A 22,530-nucleotide genomic window follows, 5' to 3' on the forward strand; every position below is an offset into this window, starting at 1 on the left:
CCCCCCCCCCCCCCCCCCCCCCCCCCCCCCCCCCCCCCCCCCCCCCCCCCCCCCCCCCCCCCCCCCCCCCCCCCAGGACCGGCTCCCACAGTTGGTTTTGTGTTTCGTCAGATGAATCCGTGTCAGCAGCAATTGCCCGATGCCAACTCCTTAAGAATCGGGCAATCGGGCCGGTGATCGCCCTGGCAGTGTTCCACCAGGTCCTGCAGCGTATCGCGCAGTTGCCCAAGCTCCAGGATCTTCTGGTTCAGCTCCTCGATGTGCTGGCGCGCCAAGGCTTTCACATCGGCGCTGGCCCGTTGCCGGTCCTGCCACAGGGCCAGCAGTTTGCCGACCTCCTCCAATGAAAACCCCAAATCCCGCGAGCGTTTGATAAACGCCAGGGTGTGCACCTCGTCCGGGCCGTACACACGGTAACCGCTGTCGGTACGGTGGGCGGCTTTGAGCAGGCCGATGGATTCGTAATAGCGAATCATCTTGGCGCTCAGCCCGCTGGCGCGAGCGGCTTGGCCGATGTTCATGGGCGCTGATCCTCCAGGTCCAGGGGTTTCCAAGTCTTCAACAGTAACGCATTGCTCACCACGCTGACGCTGGACAAAGCCATGGCCGCGCCGGCCAGTACCGGGTTGAGCAGGCCGAAGGCCGCCAGTGGAATACCGATCAAGTTATACACAAAGGCCCAGAACAGGTTCTGGCGGATTTTTGCGTAGGTCTTGCGGCTGATCTCCAACGCGGCGGGCACCAGGCGTGGATCACCGCGCATCAGGGTGATGCCGGCCGCGTGCATGGCCACGTCGGTGCCGCCGCCCATGGCGATGCCAATGTCGGCGGCGGCCAGGGCAGGTGCGTCGTTGATGCCGTCACCGACCATGGCAACCACGCCGGTTTTTTTCAACGCGGCGACCGTGGCGGCTTTGTCGGCGGGCAGCACTTCGGCGTGAACATCGTCGATGCCCAGGGCCTGGGCGACCACGCGGGCGCTGCCGCGATTGTCGCCGGTCAGCAGGTGGCTGCTGATGTGTTGAGCTTTAAGCCGGTTCACTGCCTCCAGTGCGCCCGGCTTGAGCGTGTCACCAAAGGCGAATAGTCCCAGCACGCGCGGTTGCGCGCCTTGCTCGATCAACCAGGACAAGGTGCGGCCTTCGGCTTCCCACTCGCTGGCCTGGGCAGCCAGGTCGCCAGCGCTGAGGCCGCTTTCTTCCAGCAGGCGACGATTGCCCAGGGCCAGTTGGCGGCCATCGAGGGTGCCGGCAATGCCGCGCCCGGTCAGGGATTGGCTGGCCGTTACATCGGCGACCACCAGCCCCCGCTCGCGGCAGGTATCCAGCACCGCCTTGGCCAGGGGATGTTCGCTGCCGCGTTGCAGCGCGCCGGCCTGTTGCAGGATCGCCGCGTCATTGCCGTCCACCGCCACCAAGTGCGCAATGTTCGGCGCGCCGGAAGTGAGGGTGCCGGTTTTATCGAACACCACGGCGCTCACCTCATGAGCGCGCTCCAGGGCTTCGGCGTCCTTGATCAGGATGCCATAGCGCGCCGCGACACCGGTGCCGGCCATGATCGCCGTCGGTGTGGCCAGGCCCAGGGCGCAGGGGCAGGCGATCACCAGCACGGCCACCGCATTGATGATCGCGGTTTCCAGCGACGCGCCGTACAACCACCAGCCCACCAGCGTGATCAACGCCAGCACCAGCACGGCCGGGACGAACACCTGACTGACTTTATCTACCAGTTTCTGGATCGGCGCCTTGGCGGACTGGGCGTCTTCTACGAGGCGGATGATCCGCGCCAGTACGCTCTCGGCGCCGATGGCCCGGGTGCGTACCAGCAAACGGCCTTCGCCGTTGATGGCGCCACCGGTGACGCTGTCGCCCGGTTGTTTGGGCACCGGCAGGCTTTCGCCGCTGATCAGCGCCTCGTCGGCATGGCTCTGGCCTTCGACCACTTCGCCGTCCACCGGGAAACGCTCGCCGGGTTTGACCAGCACCAGGTCGTTGATCCGCAGCGCATTGATCGCCACGTCTTCCTCCCGGCCTTCAAACACTCGGATCGCCCGCTCCGGGCGCAAGGCTTCGAGGGCACGGATGGCGCTGGCGGTCTGGCGTTTGGCGCGGCTTTCCAGGTATTTGCCGAGCAATACCAGGGCGATCACCACTGCCGAGGCTTCGAAGTAAAGGTGCGGCATGCTGCCCACAGGCGTGGTGAGCCATTCATAAATGCTCAGGCCGTAGCCGGCGCTGGTGCCGATGGCCACCAGCAGGTCCATGTTGCCGGCGCCGGCGCGCACGGCTTTCCAGGCGGCAATGTAGAAGCGCGCCCCGAGGATGAATTGCACCGGGGTGGCCAGGGCGAACTGCACCCACGCGGGCAGCATCCAGTGCAGGCCAAAGGGTTCCACCAGCATCGGCAGCACCAACGGCAAGGCCAGCACGATCGCCACTAGCAATGACCAGCGCTCGCGGTGCAGGCGCTCGGCTTGATTGGCCTCGGTGGCGGTTTCGCTCTGGGGCAGGGTAGCGGTGTAGCCGGCCTTGTCGACGGCAGCGATCAGGACACCGGGGTCCATCTGGCCCAGCACCTCGACATGGGCGCGTTCGTTGGCCAGGTTGACGCTGACGCTTTGCACCCCCGGCACCTTGCCCAGCGCGCGCTCGACGCGGCCGGCACAGCTGGCGCAGGTCATGCCGCTGATGGGCAGGTCAAAGGTGGTGGATCCATTCATGGGGCAGTCCTCCAGGAGAAGTTGCCCCTAGGATCAACCTTGACCTGTGGGGAAGGTCAAGCCCCGAATAATTGTAGGAGCCGGCTTGCCGGCGATGAGGCCCTTAACACCGCCATCGCCGGCAAGCCGGGCTCCTACAGGGGATGGGCCAGCTGAATGGATCAGTATTCGAGGGCGGCGGCTTTCAGGTACATGCCGTCCGGACCCTGGGCGATCCGCAGCTTGCGCACATCACCGGCCTTGAGGGTGATGTTCTGCGCCGGTGGCGCGAGCATGCCCGGCAGGCAGCCAGGGGACTGGCCGGGCAACAGCTTCAGGCGCAACGACAGGTTGCCCGCCGGCAGGTTGAATGAGGTGGCTTGTTCCTGGAACAGCCGGCCGGCCAACTGGTCGTTGAGGTACAGGCCGATCTCGCAGTTGGTCGGTACTTCCAGGCGCTCCCGGGAAATGATCAACACCGCATAGTCCTGGTCGGCGTTGGCCTGGGGGGCGATCGCAGACAAACTCATCAGGCCGGCAAGGGCAAAAAACGACCAGCGCATGGCGAATGCTCCGTGGTTCATATCTAAGATGGATGAAGCTTGGCCGAGGCCGCGGCCGAATACCAGCCCGGCCGATGTTTTTGAAACTTGACCTTGCCACGATGGCAAGCTCGACACTTGATGTGCGCTGGCAAGCTCCGCGGTGCGGTGTGTCAGATAAGTGCGTGGCATCTGGTACACCGTCGCGCGGGGCAAGCCCGCTCACTACGGGCTTATTTGAGGAGTTATGTCATGCAAGTATTCAACGTTGAAGGAATGACCTGCGGCCATTGCGTTCGGGCGGTGACCCAGGCGGTGCAAAGCCAGGACCCGGCGGCGAGTGTGAAGGTTGACCTGGCGGCTAAGGAGGTCGGCGTCGAAAGCCGACTGTCGGCCGAGCAGGTCATCAGCCTGATCACCGAAGAAGGCTACAGCGCCAAGCTGGCGTGAATTTTCTGATAGTTAGCGAGCTAACGTAATGTTCATGGCACCCAAGCGCGGCTAGACTGTCGGGCTGCCGACTCACTTGGGTGTCTGATGAACCTCCGCATAATCCTGATTCTGGGCGCCCTGAGCGCCTTCGCGCCGTTGGCGATCGATTTTTACCTGCCGGGTTTTCCGGCGATGGCCACGGCGTTTGCCACTGACGAAAAACATATCCAGTTGACCCTGGCGGTGTATTTCGCCGGCCTGGCCATCGGGCAGTTGATCTACGGCCCATTGGCAGACCGCTTTGGCCGACGCGGCCCGCTGCTCAGCGGCGTGACCCTGTTTACCCTGGCGTCCTTCGCGTGTGCCTATGCCCCGTCCCTGGAATGGCTGATCGGTGCGCGCTTTGTGCAGGCCCTGGGCGGGTGTGCGGGCATGGTGATTTCGCGGGCGGTGGTCAGCGACAAGTGTGATGCCGTGGGGTCGGCCAAGGTGTATTCGCAACTGATGCTGGTGACCGGCCTGGCGCCGATCCTCGCGCCCTTGGCGGGCGGTGTGATGGTGGGCGTGTGGGGCTGGCAGTCGATCTTCCTGGCGCTGTCGGTGTTCAGCGTCATGGCGGCCATCGCCGTGGCGTTCGGGTTGCCTGAGACCCTGCCGGCCAATCAGCCGCGCCAGCCGTTGTCCGGCTCACTGCGCCGCTATATTGGGTTGTTGTCGGACCGCGTCTATCTCGGCTATGCCCTGACGGGCGGTATCTCGATTGCCGGGATGTTTGCCTACATCGCCGGCTCGCCTTTCGTCTTCATCAAACTCTATGGTGTGCCCGCCGAGCATTACGGCTGGCTGTTCGGCTCCAACGCGGCCGGCTTTATCCTGGTCGCCCAGGTGAACGCGCGGTTGCTGTCCAAGCGTGGTCCGGCCTTCCTGTTGTCACGCTCGGTGTGGGTCTACGTGCTGGCGGCCCTGACGCTGCTGGGTATCGCCGCCTTGCATACGGACGCGCTGTGGCCGTTGCTGGTGCCGTTGTTTATCTGCATTGCCAGCCTGGGCTGCATTTTGCCCAACACCTCGGCCTGCGCCATGGCCGGGCAGGGCGCACGTGCCGGCAGCGCGTCGGCGTTGCTGGGCTGCATCCAGTTCGGGGTGGCGGCGGGCGCTGCGTCGCTGGTGGGGGTGTTGCACGACGGCACGGCGATGCCGATGGCCATGGTCATCAGCTTGTGCGGTGTCTTGGCGGTGACGATTGCGGTGTCGACCCAGCGCCTGCAACGGGCGAGGGCCGCGCAGGCGCAGGTCTGAAGTGCAGGTCAGCCAGCGGCGGAACGTTGCTGGCTGAGGGGAATGCGGTGGGGCGCCTGGATACGGGCTTGCAGGGTGTCGGCAAAGGCGCGGGCCTCGGCCTCGCTGCGGAAGGTGAAGGCGTCTCGGTCGAGACTCACCTGCCATTTATTGCCTGCAGATTTTGCTAACGCTTTTATCAGGATCTTCATTGCTGACTTCCTCACGTAAAAGAATCGTGGCAAAGGCGGCCAATATAAACCCGAATACGCTCGCAAATATGACAAAGATCAACTGTCGGACTAATGGTGCCATCCATCACTGCGGTGAATAACGGACGGCACCCATGATCCTTTCCTAGAACCCTTCCAGTACGATCTTGCCCTTGGCCTTGCCGCTTTCCAGCAGGGTGTGGGCACGGCGCAGGTTCTCGGCGTTGATCACGCCGAAATGTTCACCCACCGTGGTTTTCAAGGTGCCGGCGTCGATCAGTTCCGCCACGCGGTTGAGCAGGTGGTGCTGCTCGATCATGTCGGGCGTCTCGAACATCGAGCGGGTGTACATGAACTCCCAATGCAGCGACAGGCTCTTGCGCTTGAGCTTGCTGACGTCCAGCGCCTTGGGATCATCGATCAAGGCCAGCTTGCCTTGCGGTTGCAGGGCTTCCACCAGTTGGTCCAGGTGATGGTCGGTCTGGGTCAGGCTGGCGACGTGAGTCACTTGCGGGTGGCCGGCGTTTTTCAGCGCTTCGCTGAGCGGCTGGCTGTGGTCGATCACCAGGTCGGCGCCAAGCGCCTTGGCCCACGCTTGTGTTTCCGGGCGTGAAGCGGTGCCGATGACTTTCAACGCAGTGAGCTGGCTGGCCAGTTGGGTCAGGATCGAACCCACGCCACCGGACGCGCCGACGATCAACAGGCTTTGGCCTTCGTCTTCTTTACCTTCACGCACTTGCAGGCGCTCGAACAACAGCTCCCAGGCGGTGATGGCAGTCAGCGGCAGTGCAGCGGCGTCGGCAAAGCCCAGGCTCTTGGGCATATGGCCGACGATGCGCTCATCCACGGTATGCAGTTCGCTGTTGCCACCGGGGCGAACCAGGGAGCCTGCGTAGAACACCTTGTCACCGGCCTTGAATAGCGTGACGTCGCTGCCGACGGCCTTGACCACACCGGCCACATCCCAACCCAGCACTTTGGCGGCGCCGTTCTCGGGGGTTACGTTCTGGCGCACCTTGGTGTCCACCGGGTTGACCGAGATGGCTTTGACTTCCACCAGCAGGTCGCGTGGGCCGGCGACCGGCGCGGGCAGTTCGATGTCTTGCAGGGATTTTGGGTCGTTGATCGGCAGGGATGCGTAGTAGGCGATAGCTTTCATGGGAACTCCGGAATAGGGCTGATCAGGCAAGAAACTTCAGGCGCTTGAGGTCGAACAATTCGAGCACCTCCGGAGCCTTGGCGCGGAAGCTCTGGATATGCGCGCTCTGGTCGTGGGCGGCCAGGGCGGCGTCGCTGCTCCAGCGCTCGATCATGTAAAAGGTGCCGGGGCTTTGCAGGTCCTGGTTGAGTTCGTACTGCTCGCAACCGGCTTCAAGACGGGTGGGCTCCAGCAGGCCACGTAGCAGGGTTTCCAGGGTGGCTTCCTGGCCGGGTTTGGCGATCATGGTGGCGATGACATTAAAGGCAGTGGACATCTTCAACTCCTGACACGTGATGAACGGGATGGCCAGATGATTGGCTATTTCCTACAAAGATAAAAGCCGCTAAAACAGAGGTCTGTTTCAATAAAATTTTGATAATGAGTGGGAATGCATGCTGCGGTTTGATGATTTGCAGTTGTTTGTACGCGCAGCCGACCTGGGCAGCCTGTCGGCCGCTGCGCGGGTGATGGACCTGTCTCCCGCCGTGGCCAGCGCGGCGCTCAAGCGCCTCGAGCAGCAACTGGGCACACGTTTGCTGGCGCGTTCCACCCGCAGCCTGCGGTTGACCGCCGAAGGCGAGGGCTTCCTCGAATATGCCCGTTCCGCGTTGGGTTCGCTGGATGAGGGGCGGCGGTTGTTGTCCAGCAGCCAGGACCACGTCAGCGGTGTGTTGCAACTCTCGGCACCGTCGGACCTGGGCCGCAACCTGTTGCTGCCGTGGCTGGACGAATTCCAGCACGAGTACCCGCAACTCACTGTCCGGCTGCTGCTGGGGGATCGCATCGCCGACCTGTTCCGCCAACCGGTGGATATCGCCCTGCGCTACGGCGAGCCCGAAGACTCCAGCCTGATCGCGTTGCCCATCGCCCCTGACAACCTGCGCGTGCTGTGCGCAGCGCCCAGCTACCTGGCCCGGCACGGTGCACCGCGTAATTTAGAGCAGTTGGCCCAGCACAATTGTCTGCTGTATATGCTTGGCAGCCGGGTGCATGACCACTGGAGCTTTCACGACGGTAAGCGCGACGTGAGTCTCACAGTCAGTGGTGATCGCTTCAGCGACGACGCCGATGTGGTGCGCCGTTGGGCAGTGGCGGGTGTAGGCATTGCCTACAAGTCCTGGCTGGACGTGAGCACGGATGTGCTGGCCGGGCGTTTGCGCGTGATCCTGCCGGAGCTGCGCGGCGAGCGCACGCCGCTCAATTTGCTGTGCGCCCACCGTGCCCAATTAAGCAAACCCATCAACCTGCTGCGGGAAATGCTCGTGGCCCGTTGTGCGACATTGACGGCGCAATGGCCGGAGCGTTTGCGCCCTACGTCATAACCTCCCTCACAGCAGGAAATTTCACTCAGCCCCTGTCCCACTCCGCGCTGTCAGACGGCGCGGAACCGACCGCGTGCGCACCTATACTTTGGCGCCAACCGCTGTAGATACGTGATTCAACAGGGAGTGAATACATGCAAGAAGCACTTTGTATCAGTCAGATCGCCAGCTTGCTCGCCGAGCCCAAACGCACCGTCATCTTGTGGGCGTTGATGGACGGCTCGGCGAAATCCTCGGTCGAGCTTGCCAGGCTTGCCGGGTTGTCATCGGCATCGGCCCATGCCCATCTGGGCCGGTTGACCGCCGGCGGGTTGCTGCGGGTCGAGGTCCGACGCGGCGCGCGTCTGTTTCGGCTGGCGGCTGCCGATGTCAGTGCGGCGATCGATGCGCTGGCCAGCACCACCGTGGCCAGTGCGCTGCGCAGTGCACCGGACCTGTTGCCGCCTGCATTGGTGGTGCCGCAGCCGTTGTGTCGAGCGCGGCTGTGCCATGACCACTTGGGCGGCGAGATAGCGGCAAGGCTGTATGAGCGAATGCTCGAAGCCGGATGGATTGAGCGTCATGAACAACGCCTCCACGTCACGGCCAAGGGCGTGCACCATCTGGCGCTTCGCGGCATTTTCACCCAGGCGCTGGCAGCGCCGGTGGCCTGCGACTGTTTTGACTGGAGCCAGCAGCAATCGCACCTGGGAGGCGCCTTGGGCGCAGGGTTGCTGCAGCTGTTCTTGCAGTCCAGTTGGGTCAGTGTGATAGGCGAGTCACGCGCCGTCTCGGTCACAGAGGCGGGGCTGGCGGAAATCAACCGACTGGTCACGCCCGAGGCGTCGTTCAGAGTTTCAGTCAGGTCGCATCCAGCAATAAGTCGCTGAAACGATGCCGCACACTCGCCGAGGGGGTTTTCATACAGGGGTGCGGCATGGACAGGCAAGGCTATAGCGCGGCAGAACGGTTGGAACGGTTACCCATCAGCGGTTACCACCGAGTCATCTTCATCATCATCGCCCTGGCGTTTTTCTTCGACTCCATGGACCTGGCGATGATGACCTTTCTGTTGGGGTCGATCAAAACCGAATTCGGCCTGAGCACGGCGCAGGCCGGGTTGCTCGCCAGCTCGAGTTTTTTCGGCATGGTGGTGGGCGCTTCCCTGTCGGGCATGCTGGCGGACCGTTTTGGACGCAAGCCGGTATTCCAGTGGAGCATCGTGTTGTGGGGCATTGCCAGCTACCTGTGTTCCACGGCGCAGACCGTGGAGATGTTGACGCTGTTTCGCATCCTGCTGGGAATCGGTATGGGCATGGAGTTTCCGATTGCCCAGTCGATGCTGTCGGAGCTGATCCCGGCCAAGGGGCGTGGGCGCTACATCGCCTTGATGGATGGCTTCTGGCCGTTAGGTTTTGTGGCAGCGGGAGTGTTGTCTTACTTTTTACTGCCGGTGATTGGCTGGCGCGACATCTTCCTGGTGTTGGCGGTGCCGGCCGTGTTCGTGTTGGCGATCCGCTTTTTTATCCCGGAATCGCCGCGCTGGCTGGAGCAGGCCGGGCGGCATGAGGCTGCCGACAAGGTGTTGCGGGGGATCGAGCAAAAGGTCCGCGATTCATTGGGCAGCACCGACCTGCCGGAACCGGTTCGCCTGCCACGGGTGGAGACGACGCCGGGGACGTTTTTCTCGGCCTTCCAGCAACTGTGGTCGGCACAGTATCGACAGCGCACGTTGATGATCTGGAGCGTGTGGTTCTTTGCCTTGCTGGGGTTTTACGGCCTGACGTCCTGGCTGAGCGCATTGCTGCAGCAGTCGGGTTTTGCCGTGACCCAGTCGGTGTATTACACGGTGATCATTTCCCTGGGCGGGATTCCCGGCTTCCTGATGGCCGCCTGGCTGGTGGAGCGCTGGGGGCGCAAGCCGGTGTGCGTCGTGACGCTGCTGGGCGGCGGGGTGATGGCGTTTCTGTATGGGCAAAGCGCGGTGTTTGGCGGCAACGTGGCGTTGTTGATCACCTCGGGCTTGCTGATGCAGTTCTTTCTGTTTGGCATGTGGGCGGTGTTGTACACCTACACGCCGGAGCTGTATCCCACGTCGGCGCGGGCGACGGGCTCGGGGTTTGCTTCTGCGATTGGTCGGATCGGGTCGTTGCTGGGGCCGTTGGTGACCGGGCTGGTGTTCCCCATTACCGGGCAGGGCGGGGTGTTTGCCTTGGGCGCGCTGTGCTTTGCGGTGGCGGCGCTGGTGGTGTGGGTGTTTGGGATGGAGACGAAGGGCAAGACCCTGGAAGAACTGACCCAGGCTTGAATGCAATGAGGTCAGTGTGGGAGCCGGGCTTGCCCGCGATGGCGGTGTGTCAGTCACCTCAGGTGTTGACTGTTAGATTGCTATCGCAGGCAAGCCAGCTCCCACATTTTTTGAGCGTGTTTATCCCGTTATGGCTTCACGAGCCGGGCATCCAGGCTGTTTTGCGCCAGGCGTTTGGCCTGGTCCTGGGTCATGCCCAGTGCGGTGTGCAGCGCGTGGAAGTTTTCGGTGACGTAACCGCCGAAGTACGCCGGGTCATCGGAGTTCACCGTGACTTTCACGCCACGCTCGAGCATGTCGAGGATGTTGTGCTGGGCCATGTCGTCGAACACGCAGAGCTTGGTGTTGGACAGTGGGCACACGGTCAACGGGATCTGCTCGTCGATGATGCGCTGCATCAAGCGCTCGTCTTCGATGGCGCGCACGCCATGGTCGATACGCTGGATTTTCAGCAGGTCGATAGCTTCCCAGATGTACTCGGGCGGGCCTTCTTCGCCGGCGTGGGCCACGGTGAGGAAGCCTTCGTGACGGGCACGGTCGAACACGCGCTGGAACTTGCTCGGCGGGTGACCCATTTCCGAACTGTCCAGGCCCACGGCCACGAACGCGTCACGGAACGGCAGCGCCTGGTCCAGGGTTTTCTCGGCTTCGGCTTCGCTCAGGTGGCGCAGGAAGCTGAGGATCAAACCGCTGGTGATGCCCAGTTGCTGCTCGCCATCTTTAAGCGCTGCGGCGATGCCATTCAGTACCACTTCGAAGGGAATACCACGGTCAGTGTGGGTCTGCGGGTCGAAGAACGGTTCGGTGTGGATCACGTTCTGTGCTTTGCAGCGCAGCAGGTAGGCCCAGGTCAGGTCGTAGAAGTCCTGGGAGGTGCGCAGCACATCAGCGCCCTGGTAGTACAGGTCGAGAAACTCTTGCAGGTTGTTGAAGGCGTAGGCCTTGCGCAGGGTTTCAACGTCATTCCACGGCAGCGCGATCTTGTTGCGTTCGGCCAGGGCGAACAGCAACTCCGGCTCCAGCGAGCCTTCCAGGTGCAGGTGCAATTCAGCCTTGGGCAGGGCGTTGAGCCAATCGTACATTTCTAAAATTCTCATCAGGTGCAATGGCGGCATTCTACAGGCCATGGCTGAAATAATCGGTAAAACCTGACCAGCAGGAGAGTTTCGTTTCTGTTTGCGCAAGGGCCGCGTGAACTAAGGTGTAACGAAACGTTAGCAAGCTGCCGTAGTCTGTACCCCATCAATGACTGATTTGTTGTGCGAAAAGGCCCGGAATGCTCTCCTCTCTCAAGCAAGAAAAATTCATGCTGCTGGCGCTGATTGCCGCCATCGCTGCCTACCCGCTGGAGCACTGGATGCTGCACAGCGGGCAGATGGTCGCGCTGCTCGGCGGCGTGGTGCTGATCGCGTTTATCGTGGTGGCGTCGATGCGCGTCGCCCACCACGCCGAACAGTTGGCGGAAAAGGTCGGCGATCCCTACGGCACCATGATCCTCACCCTGGCCGCCGTGCTAGTGGAAGTGGTGATCCTGGCGATCATGATGAGCAACGAACCGTCGCCGACGTTGGTGCGCGACACCATTTATTCGGCGGTGATGCTCGACATCAACGGCATCCTCGGCCTGGCCGCGCTGATGGGTGGCATCAAGCATGGCGAGCAGTCCTACAATGACGACTCGGCGCGCAGCTACAGCGTGATGATTCTCACGGCCATGGGCGTGTCGATGGTGGTGCCTGAATTTATCCCCGAGGCGGACTGGAAAATCTACTCGGCCTTCACCATCGGCGCGATGGTGCTGCTCTACACCCTGTTCCTGCGTATGCAGGTGGGCCCGCACAGTTACTTTTTCAGCTACAGCTACCCGGAAAAACGCCGCAAGAAACAGCCGGAAGAAGAACACCAGGAGCCGCCGATCAATCTGGCGTTCTCCATCGCGACGTTGGTGTTCGGGGTGATTGTGATTGGCGCGTTGGCCGAGGTGATGTCCAAGACTCTCGACCTGGGGCTGGAAGGCACGGGCGCACCACCGGTGATCACCGCGATCGTGGTGGCCGCGATCTCGGCGGCGCCGGAGATTTTGACCGCGTTGCGTGCGGCGTTGGCCAACCGCATGCAGTCGGTGGTGAACATTGCGTTGGGGGCGTCGTTGTCGACGGTGATCCTGACGGTGCCGGTGATGGAGGCCATGGCGCTCTACACCGGCCAGCCGTTCCAGATGGCGATGACGCCGGTGCAGACGGTGATGGTGTTCATCACGCTGATTGTCAGCGCGATCAACCTCAACGATGGCGAAACCAATGCCATCGAAGGGATGACCCATTTTGTGTTGTTTGCGACCTTTATCATGCTGTCGCTGCTGGGCCTCTAAGCACCGCCGAGACTGATGTGAAAGCCAGTTTTGTGTAGGAGCTGGCTTGCCTGCGATAGCATCACCGCGGTTTTGCTGACAGACCGAGGTGTCTGCATCGCAGGCAAGCCAGCTCCCACACAAACCAGTTCCCACATTACGAAGGGTATGCGGTTTAGGTTCCGGCGATCAGTTGGCGCGCGGCCTGGGTGTGATCGGCAATCAAACCCTTGAGGTCGAGGCCTTCGACCTGGCCGTCGATGACTCGCCATTTACCCGCCACCATCACCCGGTCGGCACGGTCGGCGCCGCACAGCAGCAGGGCCGAGAGTGGGTCATGGCTGCCGGAGAAGCGCAGCTCATCAAGCTTGAACAACGCCAGGTCGGCCTGTTTGCCCACAGCCAGTTCACCAATATCCGTACGCCCCAACAACTGCGCCGATCCCTTGGTGGCCCAGTCCAGCACGCCTTCGGGCGTGATCTTCTCGGCGCCGTAGCGCAGGCGCTGGATGTACAGGGCCTGGCGGGCTTCGAGGATCATGTTCGATGCGTCGTTGGAGGCCGAGCCATCTACGCCCAGGCCGATGGGCGCGCCTGCAGCGATCAGGTCCAGGGTCGGGCAGATGCCGGAGGCCAGGCGCATGTTCGAGCTTGGGCAATGGCAAATGCCGGTGCCGGCCGCGCCGAGGCGGGCGATCTCATCCGGGTTGAAGTGGATGCCATGGGCCAACCAGGTGCGCGGGCCGAGCCAGCCGACGCTGTCGAGGTAATCCACGGTGCGCAGGCCGAAACGCTGCAGGCAGAAGTCTTCTTCGTCGAGGGTTTCTGCCAAGTGCGTGTGCAGGCGCACGTCGAGGCTGTTGGCCAGTTCGGCGCTGGCTTCCATGATTTCCGGGGTGACCGAGAACGGCGAGCAGGGCGCCAGGGCGATCTGGATTTGCGCACCGTCGCCACGCTGGTGGTACGTGTGGATCAGGCGTTGGCTGTCGTCCAGGATGACCTGGCCTTGTTGCACGGTTTGCTGCGGAGGCAGGCCGCCGTCGGCTTCGCCCAGGCTCATGGAACCGCGGGTGAGCATGGCGCGCATGCCCAGCTCGCGCACGCTTTGCACTTGCACGTCGATGGCGTTTTCCAGCCCGTCGGGGAACAGGTAGTGGTGATCCGCCGCCGTGGTGCAGCCCGAGAGCAGCAGTTCGGCCAGGGCGACTTTGGTGGCCAGTGCGAGTTTTTCCGGGGTGAGCCGGGCCCAGACCGGGTACAGGGTTTTCAGCCACGGGAATAACGGCTGGTTGACCACTGGCGCCCAGGCGCGGGTCAGGGTTTGGTAGAAGTGGTGGTGGGTGTTGATCAACCCGGGGAGGACCACATGTTCGCGGGCGTCGAACACCTGGTCACAGGGGAGGGCAGGTTCCTGGCCCAGGGGCAGCACTTCGGTGATCACACCGTCTTGCAGCACCAGGCCGCCACGGGCGTCGAGGCCATTGGCAGTGAAAATCGCGAGGGGGTTTTTTAACAGGATACGGGTCGCAGGCATTGGCCGGCTCCTCTGAATGATGGGTTCAGGTTTGCCAGCTCAGTGTTGCCCTGTCTGCTGATCCAGGGTCGCCGGTGAGGGCGAGGCGTGTAGATTACGTGTTGTTGGCGGTTGGGTCTACTGAGTCACAGTGGGAGGGGGCAAGCCCCCTTCCACAGGTTGATTGCGGTATTTACCAGGCGATGGTGTCGCCCTTGTAGTCCACAAAGTGATGGCCGCCTTTGCCGGTGAACGCATTCACCTGGTCCACCAGGCCACGCACGCTGGTGTCGACATCGATGTGCGCGTTTTCGCCGCCCATGTCGGTTTTCACCCAGCCCGGGTGCAGCGACAGCACGGTGAGCGTGTGATCGCCCAGTTGGGTAATGAAGCTGTTGGTCATGGAGTTGAGCGCGGCCTTGCTGGCTTTGTACAGCGCCAGGTCCGAACCGTCGGGAATTGTCACGCTGCCCAGCACCGAACTCATGAACGCTAGCACGCCGCTGTCCTTGCGGATCTGCCCGGCAAAGCGCTGCGCGAGGTTGATCGGCGCCACGGCGTTGGTGAAGAACAGTTGGCCGACTTCCGCGAGGGTGGCGTGGCCCGGTTCCTGGTTGGCCGGGCCCTTGACGCCGGCGTTGACGAACAGCAGGTCGAACGTCTGGCCTTTGAGGCGCTGGCTCAGGGCGATCACGGCTTGCTGATCGTCCATGTCGAGTTTCTCGATGTGCACCGGACCAACGGCTTTCAGGGCGTCGGCCTTGTTCGGGTCACGCACGGTGGCGGTCACATCCCAACCGTCCTGGAGCAATTGCTTGACCAGGCCCAGGCCCAGCCCGCGCGAGGCGCCGATGATCAGTGCGGTTTTTGGCGTAGACATGAAGGGCTTCCTTTGGAGTGGAGGTTCACGGGTTCAGTGGACAACGTTGCCCAAGCCTTTGCTGCAACTCGTTGCGCAGCTGGCCGAGTTCGGTGATGCGGTTTTCGATCAGGTTGAGCTTGTCTTGCAGCAGTTGCGTGACGGCGCTGTCGGGGTCCGGCGCCTGCCACAGGGCGGCAACACTGCTGCCGATTTCGCCAAGGCTGAAGCCCAGGCGTTGGGCGGTCTTGATGTAGAGCACCAGTTGCACCATGTCTGCGGGGTAGTCGCGGTAACCGTTGGCGCTGCGTTGTGCGGCGATCAACCCGCGCTGCTCGTAGAAGCGCAGGGTGTCGCGGCTGACCTGGCTGGCCTGGGCTAATTCGCCGATACGCATGGGGCGGGCTCGTGGGGGCTTGACCTTGGAGCATACTCCAGGCTTTAGCCTGCTGGCTTCTTGAATTGAAGGAGTTTGCGGGTATGTGGAGCATTGAACAGTACCGAACCCTGGTGCGTGCCAGCGCCTGGTATGACTTGATCGTCACAACGGCGTTTGTCACGCCCTGGAGTTTTCTGGCGCTGCACAGCGTGTTGCAGAGCCTGAACCTGCCGGGGGCGTTTCCTGCGTTCGCGCCCGTCCATGTGCTGATGGCCAACCTGCTCGGGTCGATCGTGTGCGTCTGGGCGGTGCTGCGCATACGCGATCCGCAACGTGCGTTTGGGTTGTACGACGCGGCTGGACGCGCGCTGTTTGCGACGTGGCAACTCTATGCGCTGGCTCAAGGCGCCACGTCGATCCTGTGGGGCATTCTGTTGTTTGAAGTGCTGTGGTGCATCACGCAAATCCTGCCGGTACGCGCTGATCAAAAAACGATCGACGCTCGACAGCCCATATGACAGAAGGGCTACACGCGGATGTGCTCAGGTTATCCACAGGCAGGTGCACAGTAGATGTGGGCAGTTTCAGCGTTGCAGCAGAATGCGCCCACGGCTAAGGTCGGCGAGTTGGGTTTGCAAGGTGTCGATGTGCGCTTCGCCAAGTGCCAGTTGCAGCTCGACGCCGTTGGCGGTGAAAGTTTCCTCCACCACCAGCCCGCCCAGGTCGGCGACGCGCAATTTCACCAGGTTGAGTTCGGAAAATCCGCAGGCGCAACTGAGCGGCACGCGGCTGATCAACTCAATGCGTTCGGCGTTCTGCAGGCATTTGTTAGCCCCGCCGCCATACGCACGGGCCAGTCCACCGGTGCCCAACTGGATGCCGCCGTACCAGCGAATTACCAACACTGCGACCTGATCAAACCCCTGGGCCTCGATGGCCGCGAGTATCGGTCGCCCAGCCGTACCTCCGGGTTCGCCATCGTCATTGCTGCGGTACTGGTCCGCCAGTTTCCAGGCCCAGCAGTTGTGCGTGGCATTCAGGTCGCTGTGCTGCTCGAAAAACGCCTGGGCGTCCTGGGGGCTGGTGATCGGCGCGGCGAGGGTGATGAAGCGGCTTTTGCGGATTTCTTCGCGAAATTCGCAAACGCCGGTAAGCGTGAAAGGCATAAGTCGCTTCGTTTATAGGGCCGGCTTGACGCCACAGCCTTTGAGGATGATGTGGATCAGGTTGGTACCGGCGTCTTCCATGTCTTGCTTGGTCAGCTTGGTGCGACCGGTGACGCGGCAGATCTGGGTGGCGAAGTCGGCGTAGTGCTGGGTGCTGCCCCACAGCAGGAAGATCAGGTGCACGGGGTCGATGGGGTCCATCTTGCCGGCGTCGATCCAGGCCTGGAACACGGCGGCCCGGCCACTGAACCAGGCGCGGTAGTCCTGGCTGAAATATTCGGTGAGGCATTCGCCGCCGCTGATGATTTCCATGGCAAAGATCCGCGAGGCTTGCGGGTGGCGCCGGGAGAACTCCATCTTGGTGCGAATATAGCGAGTGAGGGCCACGGCCGGGTCGTCCTCGGCGGTCAGCGCGTTGAAGGTGCTATCCCACAGGTCGAGGATGTTGCTGAGCACGGCGATATACAGGCCCAGCTTGTTGGTGAAGTAGTAATGCAGGTTGGCCTTGGGCAGCCCGGCACTCGAGGCAATGGTGTTCATGCTGGTGCCTTTGTAGCCATGGCGCGCGAACTCGTCTTCAGCAGCCTGCAGAATCGCTTGTTCGTTCTTTTGCCGAATGCGGCTGGCGGGTTTACCGGCGTGGTTGCTGTGGGCAGGAACTTCGAGGCTCATGGAGGTTTCCGTGCTGATCGATAGAGACGACGTGTGCACAGATAACCCACCCTCAAGCCTCAGACAAGTCCCGATGCAATAAAACCGTCAAAGCGGTTCCAGCGTGTCGCTTTCCGGCGCGCGGTTTGCGGCAGCGTGGGTCGTTTTGGCTTCCGGCAACAGCAGGCACAACACGATGGCGGTCAGCCCGCCGCTGGTGATGGCCGAGTCGAACAAGTTCTGCACCAGCGCGGGCATCAGGTGCAGCAGGTTCGGTTGGGCGGCGATACCCAGGCCGACGCCAAAGGAGGTGGCAATGATCAGCATGCTGCGTCGGTCCAGCGGCGCTTGGGCCAGGATGCGCACACCGGCCGCGGCCACGCTGCCGAACATCACCAGGGTGGCGCCGCCCAGCACGGGTTTTGGAATTTGCTGCAACACCGCGCCAATCAGCGGAAACAGCCCCAGGCAAAACAGCAGCACGCCGATGTACAAGCCGACGTAGCGGCTGGCCACGCCGGTGAGTTGGATTACGCCGTTGTTCTGGGCAAACGTGGTGTTGGGAAAGGCGCTGAAGGTGGCGGCGATCATGCAACTGACGCCGTCGCCCAATACGCCGCCTTTGAGTCGGCTTATATAAGAGGGGCCGCTGATGGGCTGGCGGGCGATCATGCAGTTGGCGGTGAGGTCGCCGACGGTTTCGATGCTGCTGATCAGATAAATCAGCGCGATCGGCAGGAAAGCGCTCCAGTCGAACGTGAAGCCGAAGCGAAAGGGCATCGGCACGCTGATCAACGGCAAGACGGGCAGGGCCTGGGGCACCAGTTTGCCGCTGCCCCAGGCGGCCAGGCTGCCGAGGGCCAGGCCGATGATGATGGCCGAAAGGCGCACCCACGGCGTATTCGAGCGGTTGAGCAGAATGATGGTCAACACCACGAACAGGCCAAGCGCCAGGTTGGTGGGGGCGCCGAAGTCCGGGGCGTTGAAACCGCCGCCCAAGTCGGTGATGCCGACTTTGATCAAGCTGATGCCGATCAGAGTGATGACAATGCCCGTCACCAATGGCGTGATGACGCGGCGCAACTGGCCAATGAAGCGGCTCAGCACGATCTGCACGGCGGCGCCGAAAAAGCACACGCCGAAAATCATCGCCATGATGTCTTCCGGGCTGCCGCCGCGTTGCTTCACCAGAAAACCTGCCGACAGCACCGCGCCGAGAAAGGCGAAGCTGGTGCCTTGCAGGCAGATCATCCCGGCGCCGATACCAAATGGCCTACGCGCCTGGATGAAGGTGCCCACGCCGGAGACCATCAGCGCCATGCTGATCAGGTAGGGTAGGTGCGCGGTAAGGCCGAGGGTGGAGCCGATGATCAGTGGCGGCGTGATGATGCCGACGAACGCCGCGAGCACGTGCTGCAGGGCGGCGAGTAGTGCGGGAAACGGTTTGGGTCGGTCGTTGAGGCCGTAGATCAAATCGCTGTTGCTGGCGGATTCTGGTGGCATGGCGGGCAAGCTCAAGGTCTATGTGCTTGTGCTCCTGCAAAAAGCTGTCCAACTGCTCAGCTTTCTGCGTTCGGCCCGAGTTAGCGCGTTGCCGCGAGGCTTTCGAGAAAACTTTCCAGCACCAAATGAGGGCGACGGCCTTTGCGCGTGACCGATGCCAGGCTCAAATCGTAAAAACGTGTAGCCGGTTTCAGCGCGCGCAGTCGGCCTTGTTGCACCCAGAGGCTGGCGTAGTGATCGGGCAAGTAGCCGATATAGCGACCGGTGAGAATCAGGAAGGCCATGCCTTCGCGGTCCGAGGCGCTGGCCGTGCAATTAAGTGCCTGGTAATGAGCCTGGATCTCGGCGGGCAGGCGGAAGGTGGGGGCGATGGCGTCCTGGCTGTCGATGCGCGTGTCGTCCAGTTGTTTGTCGTCGGCGTAGAACAGTGGGTGGCCGACTGCGCAGTAGAGCAGCGAACGTTCGCTGTACAGCGGCTGGTATTCCAGCCCCGACAGAGCGCTGGCCTGGGGTACCACGCCGACGTGCAGGCGCCCGTCGAGTACACCTTGTTCCACTTCGTTGGGCGCGATCATGCGGATCTGGATCTGCACGTCCGGGCCACGCTCCTTCAACTGTGCCAAGGCGTGGGTGATGCGCATGTGGGGCAGGGTGACGAGGTTGTCGGTGAGGCCGATGATCAGCTCGCCACGCAAGTGCTGGTGCAGGCCGTTGACCTCGGTGCGAAAACTTTCCAGGGCACTTAACAACTGCAGGGCAGATTGGTAGACCTCGCGGCCTTCTTCGGTCAGGGAGAAACCGGCGCGGCCGCGTTGGCACAGCCGTAGCCCAAGGCGCTGCTCAAGGTCACTCATCTGTTGGCTGATGGCTGAACGGCCGATGCCCAGCACGGTTTCCGCCGCCGAGAAGCCACCGCACTCTACTACGCTGCGAAAGATGCGCAGCAAGCGAATATCGAAGTCGCTGACTTGGGCGAGAGGGTCTGGGCGACGGCTGCTCATAGTTTAGTAAGGGCCTGACTGAAGGTTAGAAGAGTTGAATTTCACCGACTTTATCGCCGTGGCAACTTAGCTGCAACAACGCTTTTCAATCCCGACGCTGCCTTTTGCCTTGCGAGGTTTTGCTGATGAACATGCCTGAAAACGCCCCATCGTCCCTGGCCAGCCAACTGAAGTTGGACGCTCACTGGATGCCTTACACCGCCAACCGTAACTTCCAGCGTGACCCGCGCCTGATCGTGGGGGCGGAAGGCAGTTGGTTGATCGATGACAAGGGGCGCAAGGTGTACGACTCGTTGTCGGGCCTGTGGACCTGCGGCGCTGGGCACACCCGTAAGGAAATCCAGGAAGCGGTGGCCAAGCAATTGGGCACCCTGGACTACTCGCCGGGCTTCCAATACGGTCATCCGCTGTCCTTCCAGTTGGCGGAAAAAATCACCGACCTGACGCCGGGCAACCTGAATCATGTGTTCTTCACCGATTCGGGGTCCGAGTGTGCCGATACCGCCGTGAAGATGGTGCGTGCTTACTGGCGCCTGAAAGGCCAGGCCACCAAGACCAAGATGATTGGCCGCGCCCGTGGTTACCACGGTGTGAACATTGCCGGTACCAGCCTGGGTGGGGTTAACGGCAACCGTAAGATTTTTGGTCAGGGCTTGATGGACGTTGACCATCTGCCGCACACCTTGCTGGCGAGCAATGCCTTCTCTCGCGGCATGCCGGAGCAGGGCGGTATCGCGTTGGCGGATGAACTGCTCAAGCTGATCGAACTGCACGATGCGTCGAACATTGCTGCGGTGTTTGTCGAGCCTATGGCCGGTTCCGCTGGCGTATTAGTGCCGCCTCAGGGTTACCTCAAGCGCCTGCGTGAAATCTGCGACCAGCACAACATCCTGCTGGTGTTCGACGAAGTGATCACCGGTTTCGGCCGTACCGGCTCGATGTTCGGTGCCGACAGCTTCGGAGTAACCCCGGACCTGATGTGCATCGCCAAGCAAGTCACCAACGGCGCCATCCCAATGGGCGCGGTGATTGCCAGCAGCGAGATTTATCAGACGTTCATGAACCAGGCGACGCCTGAGTACGCGGTGGAATTCCCACACGGCTACACCTATTCGGCCCACCCGGTCGCCTGTGCTGCTGGCCTGGCAGCATTGGACCTGTTGCAGAAGGAAAACCTGGTGCAGAGCGTGGCCGAAGTCGCGCCGCACTTTGAGAATGCGCTGCACGGTTTGAAGGGCAGCAAGAACGTGATCGACATTCGTAACTACGGCCTGGCCGGTGCGATCCAGATTGCCCCGCGTGACGGTGATGCCATCGTGCGTCCGTTCGAGGCTGGCATGGCTTTATGGAAAGCCGGTTTCTACGTGCGCTTTGGCGGTGACACCTTGCAGTTCGGGCCAACCTTCAACAGCAAGCCGCAAGACCTGGATCGCTTGTTCGATGCTGTCGGCGAAGTGCTGAACAAGATCGACTGATTTCTCCTTCTATATAGAACAACTTTTCAGGAGCCCTGCATGAGCCTTATCCAGCACTTGATCAACGGTGAGTTGGTCAATGACAGCGGCCGTAGCGCCGACGTGTACAACCCGTCCACCGGCCAGGTGATCCACCAGGTGCCGTTGGCCAGTCGCGAGACTATTCAACAGGCGATCGACGCGGCCAAGGCGGCGTTCCCGGCCTGGCGTAATACGCCAGCGGCCAAGCGTGCTCAGGTGATGTTTCGTTTCAAGCAATTGCTGGAGCAGAACGAAGCGCGCATCTCCCAACTGATCAGTGAAGAGCACGGCAAGACGCTGGAAGATGCGGCCGGTGAATTGAAGCGCGGGATCGAGAACGTGGAGTACGCGTGCTCGGCGCCGGAGATTCTGAAGGGCGAGTACAGCCGTAACGTAGGACCGAACATTGATGCATGGTCGGACTTCCAGCCGTTGGGTGTAGTCGCAGGTATTACCCCGTTCAACTTCCCGGCGATGGTGCCGTTGTGGATGTACCCGTTGGCGATCGTTTGCGGTAACTGTTTCATCCTGAAGCCTTCGGAGCGTGATCCAAGCTCGACGCTGCTGATTGCGCAACTGTTGCAGGAAGCCGGTTTGCCTAAAGGTGTGCTGAGCGTGGTGCACGGTGATAAAGGCGCGGTGGATGCTCTGATCGAAGCGCCGGAAGTGAAGGCGCTGAGCTTCGTGGGCTCGACGCCGATTGCCGAGTACATCTATTCCGAAGCGACCAAGCGCGGCAAGCGCGTACAGGCGCTGGGCGGGGCGAAGAACCATGCGGTGCTGATGCCTGATGCGGACCTGGACAACGCGGTCAGTGCTCTGATGGGCGCTGCTTACGGTTCTTGCGGCGAGCGTTGCATGGCGATTTCGGTAGCGGTGTGCGTCGGTGACCAGGTGGCGGATGCGTTGATTGCCAAGTTGGTGCCGCAGGTGAAGGCCTTGAAGATTGGGGCGGGCACGTCTTGTGGACTGGACATGGGGCCGTTGGTGACTGGCCAGGCGCGGGATAAGGTCAGTGGGTATATCGAAGACGGTGTTTCTTCGGGCGCCAAGCTGGTGGTTGATGGTCGCGGGTTAAGCGTGGCGGGCCATGAAGAAGGTTTCTTCCTGGGGGGCAGCCTGTTTGATCGTGTGACGCCTGAAATGCGCATCTATAAAGAAGAGATCTTTGGACCGGTGCTGTGCGTGGTACGGGTGAATAGCCTGGAAGCGGCGATGCAGCTGATCAACGATCATGAATACGGTAATGGTACGTGCATCTTTACCCGTGACGGTGAAGCGGCGCGTCTGTTCTGCGACGAGATCGAAGTGGGCATGGTGGGGGTTAACGTTCCGCTGCCGGTGCCGGTGGCTTATCACAGCTTTGGCGGCTGGAAGCGTTCGCTGTTTGGCGACTTGCATGCCTATGGGCCGGATGGGGTGCGCTTCTATACCCGTCGCAAGGCGATTACCCAGCGCTGGCCGCAGCGGGCCAGCCATGAGGCTTCGCAGTTTGCGTTCCCAAGCTTATAAGCAGTAGTGAAAGCCGGCCCCTTGGGGCCGGCTTTCGCGTTTTTAGGGGCGTTTCTGACCTTTATGACAGAAATGTGAAGAAAGGCGTTGACGGCAGATTATATCTGTCTATAATTCGCCCCACTTCC

Annotated in this window: 23 protein-coding genes; 9 read left to right on the forward strand and 14 right to left on the reverse strand. The window is 61.9% G+C overall.

Features of this window, described 5'->3' with window-relative positions; translation table 11 throughout:
- Positions 1-122: 122 nt before the first annotated feature.
- The 3 genes from cueR to AC07OV_RS29385 all read right to left on the reverse strand — a co-directional run bounded on the left by cueR (position 123) and on the right by AC07OV_RS29385 (position 3,261).
- Positions 123-521 (reverse strand): Cu(I)-responsive transcriptional regulator, encoded by a 399-nt coding sequence (gene cueR / locus AC07OV_RS29375; protein ID WP_176999405.1) that lies wholly within the window; start codon positions 519-521, stop codon positions 123-125.
- On the reverse strand, positions 518-2,719 hold the full coding sequence (locus AC07OV_RS29380) for a heavy metal translocating P-type ATPase (RefSeq protein ID WP_494998146.1): 2,202 nt from the start codon (positions 2,717-2,719) through the stop codon (positions 518-520). Before AC07OV_RS29380 ends, cueR begins: the two co-directional genes overlap by 4 nt.
- Positions 2,720-2,880: 161 nt before the next feature.
- Entirely contained in the window at positions 2,881-3,261 is a 381-nt protein-coding gene (locus tag AC07OV_RS29385; protein ID WP_495093540.1) for a hypothetical protein, read from the reverse strand.
- 231 nt (positions 3,262-3,492) lie between these two features.
- Here AC07OV_RS29385 and AC07OV_RS29390 point away from each other — a divergent pair, with 231 nt between their 5' ends.
- The gene (locus AC07OV_RS29390; RefSeq protein WP_176999402.1) at positions 3,493-3,690 is read left to right on the forward strand and encodes a heavy-metal-associated domain-containing protein; all 198 of its coding nucleotides are present in this window, start codon (positions 3,493-3,495) and stop codon (positions 3,688-3,690) included.
- A gap of 87 nt (positions 3,691-3,777) precedes the next feature.
- A complete protein-coding gene (locus AC07OV_RS29395) occupies positions 3,778-4,971 on the forward strand; it encodes a multidrug effflux MFS transporter (protein ID WP_176999401.1) in 1,194 nt (397 codons plus the stop codon).
- Between the two features lie 8 nt (positions 4,972-4,979).
- Here the strand turns inward: AC07OV_RS29395 and AC07OV_RS29400 are convergent, their stop codons facing one another.
- The 3 genes from AC07OV_RS29400 to AC07OV_RS29410 all read right to left on the reverse strand — a co-directional run bounded on the left by AC07OV_RS29400 (position 4,980) and on the right by AC07OV_RS29410 (position 6,637).
- Positions 4,980-5,162, reverse strand: coding sequence for a hypothetical protein (locus AC07OV_RS29400; protein WP_176999400.1), 183 nt, complete (start codon positions 5,160-5,162; stop codon positions 4,980-4,982).
- Positions 5,163-5,307: 145 nt separating this feature from the next.
- Positions 5,308-6,321 (reverse strand): zinc-binding alcohol dehydrogenase family protein, encoded by a 1,014-nt coding sequence (locus AC07OV_RS29405; protein WP_495093541.1) that lies wholly within the window; start codon positions 6,319-6,321, stop codon positions 5,308-5,310.
- 22 nt (positions 6,322-6,343) lie between these two features.
- Entirely contained in the window at positions 6,344-6,637 is a 294-nt protein-coding gene (locus AC07OV_RS29410; protein ID WP_176999398.1) for a putative quinol monooxygenase, read from the reverse strand.
- A 118-nt stretch (positions 6,638-6,755) separates the two neighbouring features.
- Here AC07OV_RS29410 and vimR point away from each other — a divergent pair, with 118 nt between their 5' ends.
- The 3 genes from vimR (at position 6,756) to AC07OV_RS29425 (ending at position 9,972) form a co-directional block, all read left to right on the forward strand.
- On the forward strand, positions 6,756-7,685 hold the full coding sequence (gene vimR / locus AC07OV_RS29415; RefSeq protein WP_176999397.1) for a transcription regulator VimR: 930 nt from the start codon (positions 6,756-6,758) through the stop codon (positions 7,683-7,685).
- Between the two features lie 134 nt (positions 7,686-7,819).
- Positions 7,820-8,554 (forward strand): ArsR/SmtB family transcription factor, encoded by a 735-nt coding sequence (locus tag AC07OV_RS29420; protein WP_176999396.1) that lies wholly within the window; start codon positions 7,820-7,822, stop codon positions 8,552-8,554.
- A 47-nt stretch (positions 8,555-8,601) separates the two neighbouring features.
- The gene (locus AC07OV_RS29425) at positions 8,602-9,972 is read left to right on the forward strand and encodes an MFS transporter (RefSeq protein ID WP_495093542.1); all 1,371 of its coding nucleotides are present in this window, start codon (positions 8,602-8,604) and stop codon (positions 9,970-9,972) included.
- Between the two features lie 128 nt (positions 9,973-10,100).
- Here the strand turns inward: AC07OV_RS29425 and AC07OV_RS29430 are convergent, their stop codons facing one another.
- A complete protein-coding gene (locus AC07OV_RS29430; protein ID WP_178918484.1) occupies positions 10,101-11,054 on the reverse strand; it encodes an adenosine deaminase in 954 nt (317 codons plus the stop codon).
- Positions 11,055-11,248: 194 nt separating this feature from the next.
- On the opposite strand from AC07OV_RS29430, the gene AC07OV_RS29435 reads away from it, so the two are divergent.
- On the forward strand, positions 11,249-12,343 hold the full coding sequence (locus AC07OV_RS29435) for a calcium:cation antiporter (RefSeq protein WP_176999393.1): 1,095 nt from the start codon (positions 11,249-11,251) through the stop codon (positions 12,341-12,343).
- A 154-nt stretch (positions 12,344-12,497) separates the two neighbouring features.
- Here the strand turns inward: AC07OV_RS29435 and AC07OV_RS29440 are convergent, their stop codons facing one another.
- The 3 genes from AC07OV_RS29440 to AC07OV_RS29450 all read right to left on the reverse strand — a co-directional run bounded on the left by AC07OV_RS29440 (position 12,498) and on the right by AC07OV_RS29450 (position 15,091).
- On the reverse strand, positions 12,498-13,856 hold the full coding sequence (locus tag AC07OV_RS29440; RefSeq protein WP_495093543.1) for an 8-oxoguanine deaminase: 1,359 nt from the start codon (positions 13,854-13,856) through the stop codon (positions 12,498-12,500).
- A 172-nt stretch (positions 13,857-14,028) separates the two neighbouring features.
- Positions 14,029-14,715: an SDR family oxidoreductase gene (locus tag AC07OV_RS29445; RefSeq protein WP_494998139.1), complete on the reverse strand. Its 687-nt coding sequence runs from the start codon at positions 14,713-14,715 to the stop codon at positions 14,029-14,031.
- A gap of 25 nt (positions 14,716-14,740) precedes the next feature.
- Complete coding sequence (locus AC07OV_RS29450; RefSeq protein WP_178918488.1) at positions 14,741-15,091, reverse strand: MerR family transcriptional regulator; 351 nt, start codon at positions 15,089-15,091, stop codon at positions 14,741-14,743.
- Positions 15,092-15,174: 83 nt separating this feature from the next.
- On the opposite strand from AC07OV_RS29450, the gene AC07OV_RS29455 reads away from it, so the two are divergent.
- Positions 15,175-15,591, forward strand: a complete 417-nt coding sequence (locus AC07OV_RS29455; RefSeq protein WP_494998138.1) for a hypothetical protein — start codon at positions 15,175-15,177, stop codon at positions 15,589-15,591.
- 66 nt (positions 15,592-15,657) lie between these two features.
- Here the strand turns inward: AC07OV_RS29455 and AC07OV_RS29460 are convergent, their stop codons facing one another.
- The 4 genes from AC07OV_RS29460 to AC07OV_RS29475 all read right to left on the reverse strand — a co-directional run bounded on the left by AC07OV_RS29460 (position 15,658) and on the right by AC07OV_RS29475 (position 19,394).
- Entirely contained in the window at positions 15,658-16,239 is a 582-nt protein-coding gene (locus AC07OV_RS29460) for an IMPACT family protein (RefSeq protein WP_494998137.1), read from the reverse strand.
- A 12-nt stretch (positions 16,240-16,251) separates the two neighbouring features.
- A complete protein-coding gene (locus tag AC07OV_RS29465) occupies positions 16,252-16,911 on the reverse strand; it encodes a TetR/AcrR family transcriptional regulator (RefSeq protein WP_176999471.1) in 660 nt (219 codons plus the stop codon).
- An 87-nt stretch (positions 16,912-16,998) separates the two neighbouring features.
- The gene (locus tag AC07OV_RS29470) at positions 16,999-18,393 is read right to left on the reverse strand and encodes a uracil-xanthine permease family protein (RefSeq protein WP_176999470.1); all 1,395 of its coding nucleotides are present in this window, start codon (positions 18,391-18,393) and stop codon (positions 16,999-17,001) included.
- Positions 18,394-18,473: 80 nt separating this feature from the next.
- Positions 18,474-19,394: a LysR family transcriptional regulator gene (locus AC07OV_RS29475; RefSeq protein ID WP_159962882.1), complete on the reverse strand. Its 921-nt coding sequence runs from the start codon at positions 19,392-19,394 to the stop codon at positions 18,474-18,476.
- A 125-nt stretch (positions 19,395-19,519) separates the two neighbouring features.
- Here AC07OV_RS29475 and aptA point away from each other — a divergent pair, with 125 nt between their 5' ends.
- Positions 19,520-20,869, forward strand: a complete 1,350-nt coding sequence (gene aptA / locus AC07OV_RS29480; protein WP_016969366.1) for an omega-aminotransferase AptA — start codon at positions 19,520-19,522, stop codon at positions 20,867-20,869.
- Positions 20,870-20,908: 39 nt separating this feature from the next.
- Positions 20,909-22,402: a CoA-acylating methylmalonate-semialdehyde dehydrogenase gene (locus AC07OV_RS29485; protein WP_176999468.1), complete on the forward strand. Its 1,494-nt coding sequence runs from the start codon at positions 20,909-20,911 to the stop codon at positions 22,400-22,402.
- The last annotated feature ends 128 nt before the right edge of the window (positions 22,403-22,530 follow it).

The organism is Pseudomonas sp. GW821-FHT09A09 (assembly GCF_059418405.1).

Excerpts from the sequence above, each read along its gene's own strand:
- AC07OV_RS29400 (WP_176999400.1), bottom strand. The coding sequence starts at position 5,162 with ATGAAGATCCTGATAAAAGCGTTAGCAAAATCTGCAGGCAATAAATGG.
- AC07OV_RS29435 (WP_176999393.1), top strand. The coding sequence starts at position 11,249 with ATGCTCTCCTCTCTCAAGCAAGAAAAATTCATGCTGCTGGCGCTGATT.
- vimR (WP_176999397.1), top strand. The coding sequence starts at position 6,756 with ATGCTGCGGTTTGATGATTTGCAGTTGTTTGTACGCGCAGCCGACCTG.
- AC07OV_RS29475 (WP_159962882.1), bottom strand. The coding sequence starts at position 19,394 with ATGAGCAGCCGTCGCCCAGACCCTCTCGCCCAAGTCAGCGACTTCGAT.
- AC07OV_RS29390 (WP_176999402.1), top strand. The coding sequence starts at position 3,493 with ATGCAAGTATTCAACGTTGAAGGAATGACCTGCGGCCATTGCGTTCGG.
- AC07OV_RS29405 (WP_495093541.1), bottom strand. The coding sequence starts at position 6,321 with ATGAAAGCTATCGCCTACTACGCATCCCTGCCGATCAACGACCCAAAA.
- AC07OV_RS29395 (WP_176999401.1), top strand. The coding sequence starts at position 3,778 with ATGAACCTCCGCATAATCCTGATTCTGGGCGCCCTGAGCGCCTTCGCG.
- AC07OV_RS29455 (WP_494998138.1), top strand. The coding sequence starts at position 15,175 with ATGTGGAGCATTGAACAGTACCGAACCCTGGTGCGTGCCAGCGCCTGG.
- AC07OV_RS29385 (WP_495093540.1), bottom strand. The coding sequence starts at position 3,261 with ATGCGCTGGTCGTTTTTTGCCCTTGCCGGCCTGATGAGTTTGTCTGCG.
- AC07OV_RS29450 (WP_178918488.1), bottom strand. The coding sequence starts at position 15,091 with ATGCGTATCGGCGAATTAGCCCAGGCCAGCCAGGTCAGCCGCGACACC.
- AC07OV_RS29465 (WP_176999471.1), bottom strand. The coding sequence starts at position 16,911 with ATGAGCCTCGAAGTTCCTGCCCACAGCAACCACGCCGGTAAACCCGCC.
- AC07OV_RS29410 (WP_176999398.1), bottom strand. The coding sequence starts at position 6,637 with ATGTCCACTGCCTTTAATGTCATCGCCACCATGATCGCCAAACCCGGC.
- AC07OV_RS29440 (WP_495093543.1), bottom strand. The coding sequence starts at position 13,856 with ATGCCTGCGACCCGTATCCTGTTAAAAAACCCCCTCGCGATTTTCACT.
- AC07OV_RS29425 (WP_495093542.1), top strand. The coding sequence starts at position 8,602 with ATGGACAGGCAAGGCTATAGCGCGGCAGAACGGTTGGAACGGTTACCC.
- AC07OV_RS29460 (WP_494998137.1), bottom strand. The coding sequence starts at position 16,239 with ATGCCTTTCACGCTTACCGGCGTTTGCGAATTTCGCGAAGAAATCCGC.
- AC07OV_RS29380 (WP_494998146.1), bottom strand. The coding sequence starts at position 2,719 with ATGAATGGATCCACCACCTTTGACCTGCCCATCAGCGGCATGACCTGC.
- AC07OV_RS29430 (WP_178918484.1), bottom strand. The coding sequence starts at position 11,054 with ATGTACGATTGGCTCAACGCCCTGCCCAAGGCTGAATTGCACCTGCAC.
- AC07OV_RS29420 (WP_176999396.1), top strand. The coding sequence starts at position 7,820 with ATGCAAGAAGCACTTTGTATCAGTCAGATCGCCAGCTTGCTCGCCGAG.
- AC07OV_RS29470 (WP_176999470.1), bottom strand. The coding sequence starts at position 18,393 with ATGCCACCAGAATCCGCCAGCAACAGCGATTTGATCTACGGCCTCAAC.
- cueR (WP_176999405.1), bottom strand. The coding sequence starts at position 521 with ATGAACATCGGCCAAGCCGCTCGCGCCAGCGGGCTGAGCGCCAAGATG.
- aptA (WP_016969366.1), top strand. The coding sequence starts at position 19,520 with ATGAACATGCCTGAAAACGCCCCATCGTCCCTGGCCAGCCAACTGAAG.
- AC07OV_RS29445 (WP_494998139.1), bottom strand. The coding sequence starts at position 14,715 with ATGTCTACGCCAAAAACCGCACTGATCATCGGCGCCTCGCGCGGGCTG.
- AC07OV_RS29485 (WP_176999468.1), top strand. The coding sequence starts at position 20,909 with ATGAGCCTTATCCAGCACTTGATCAACGGTGAGTTGGTCAATGACAGC.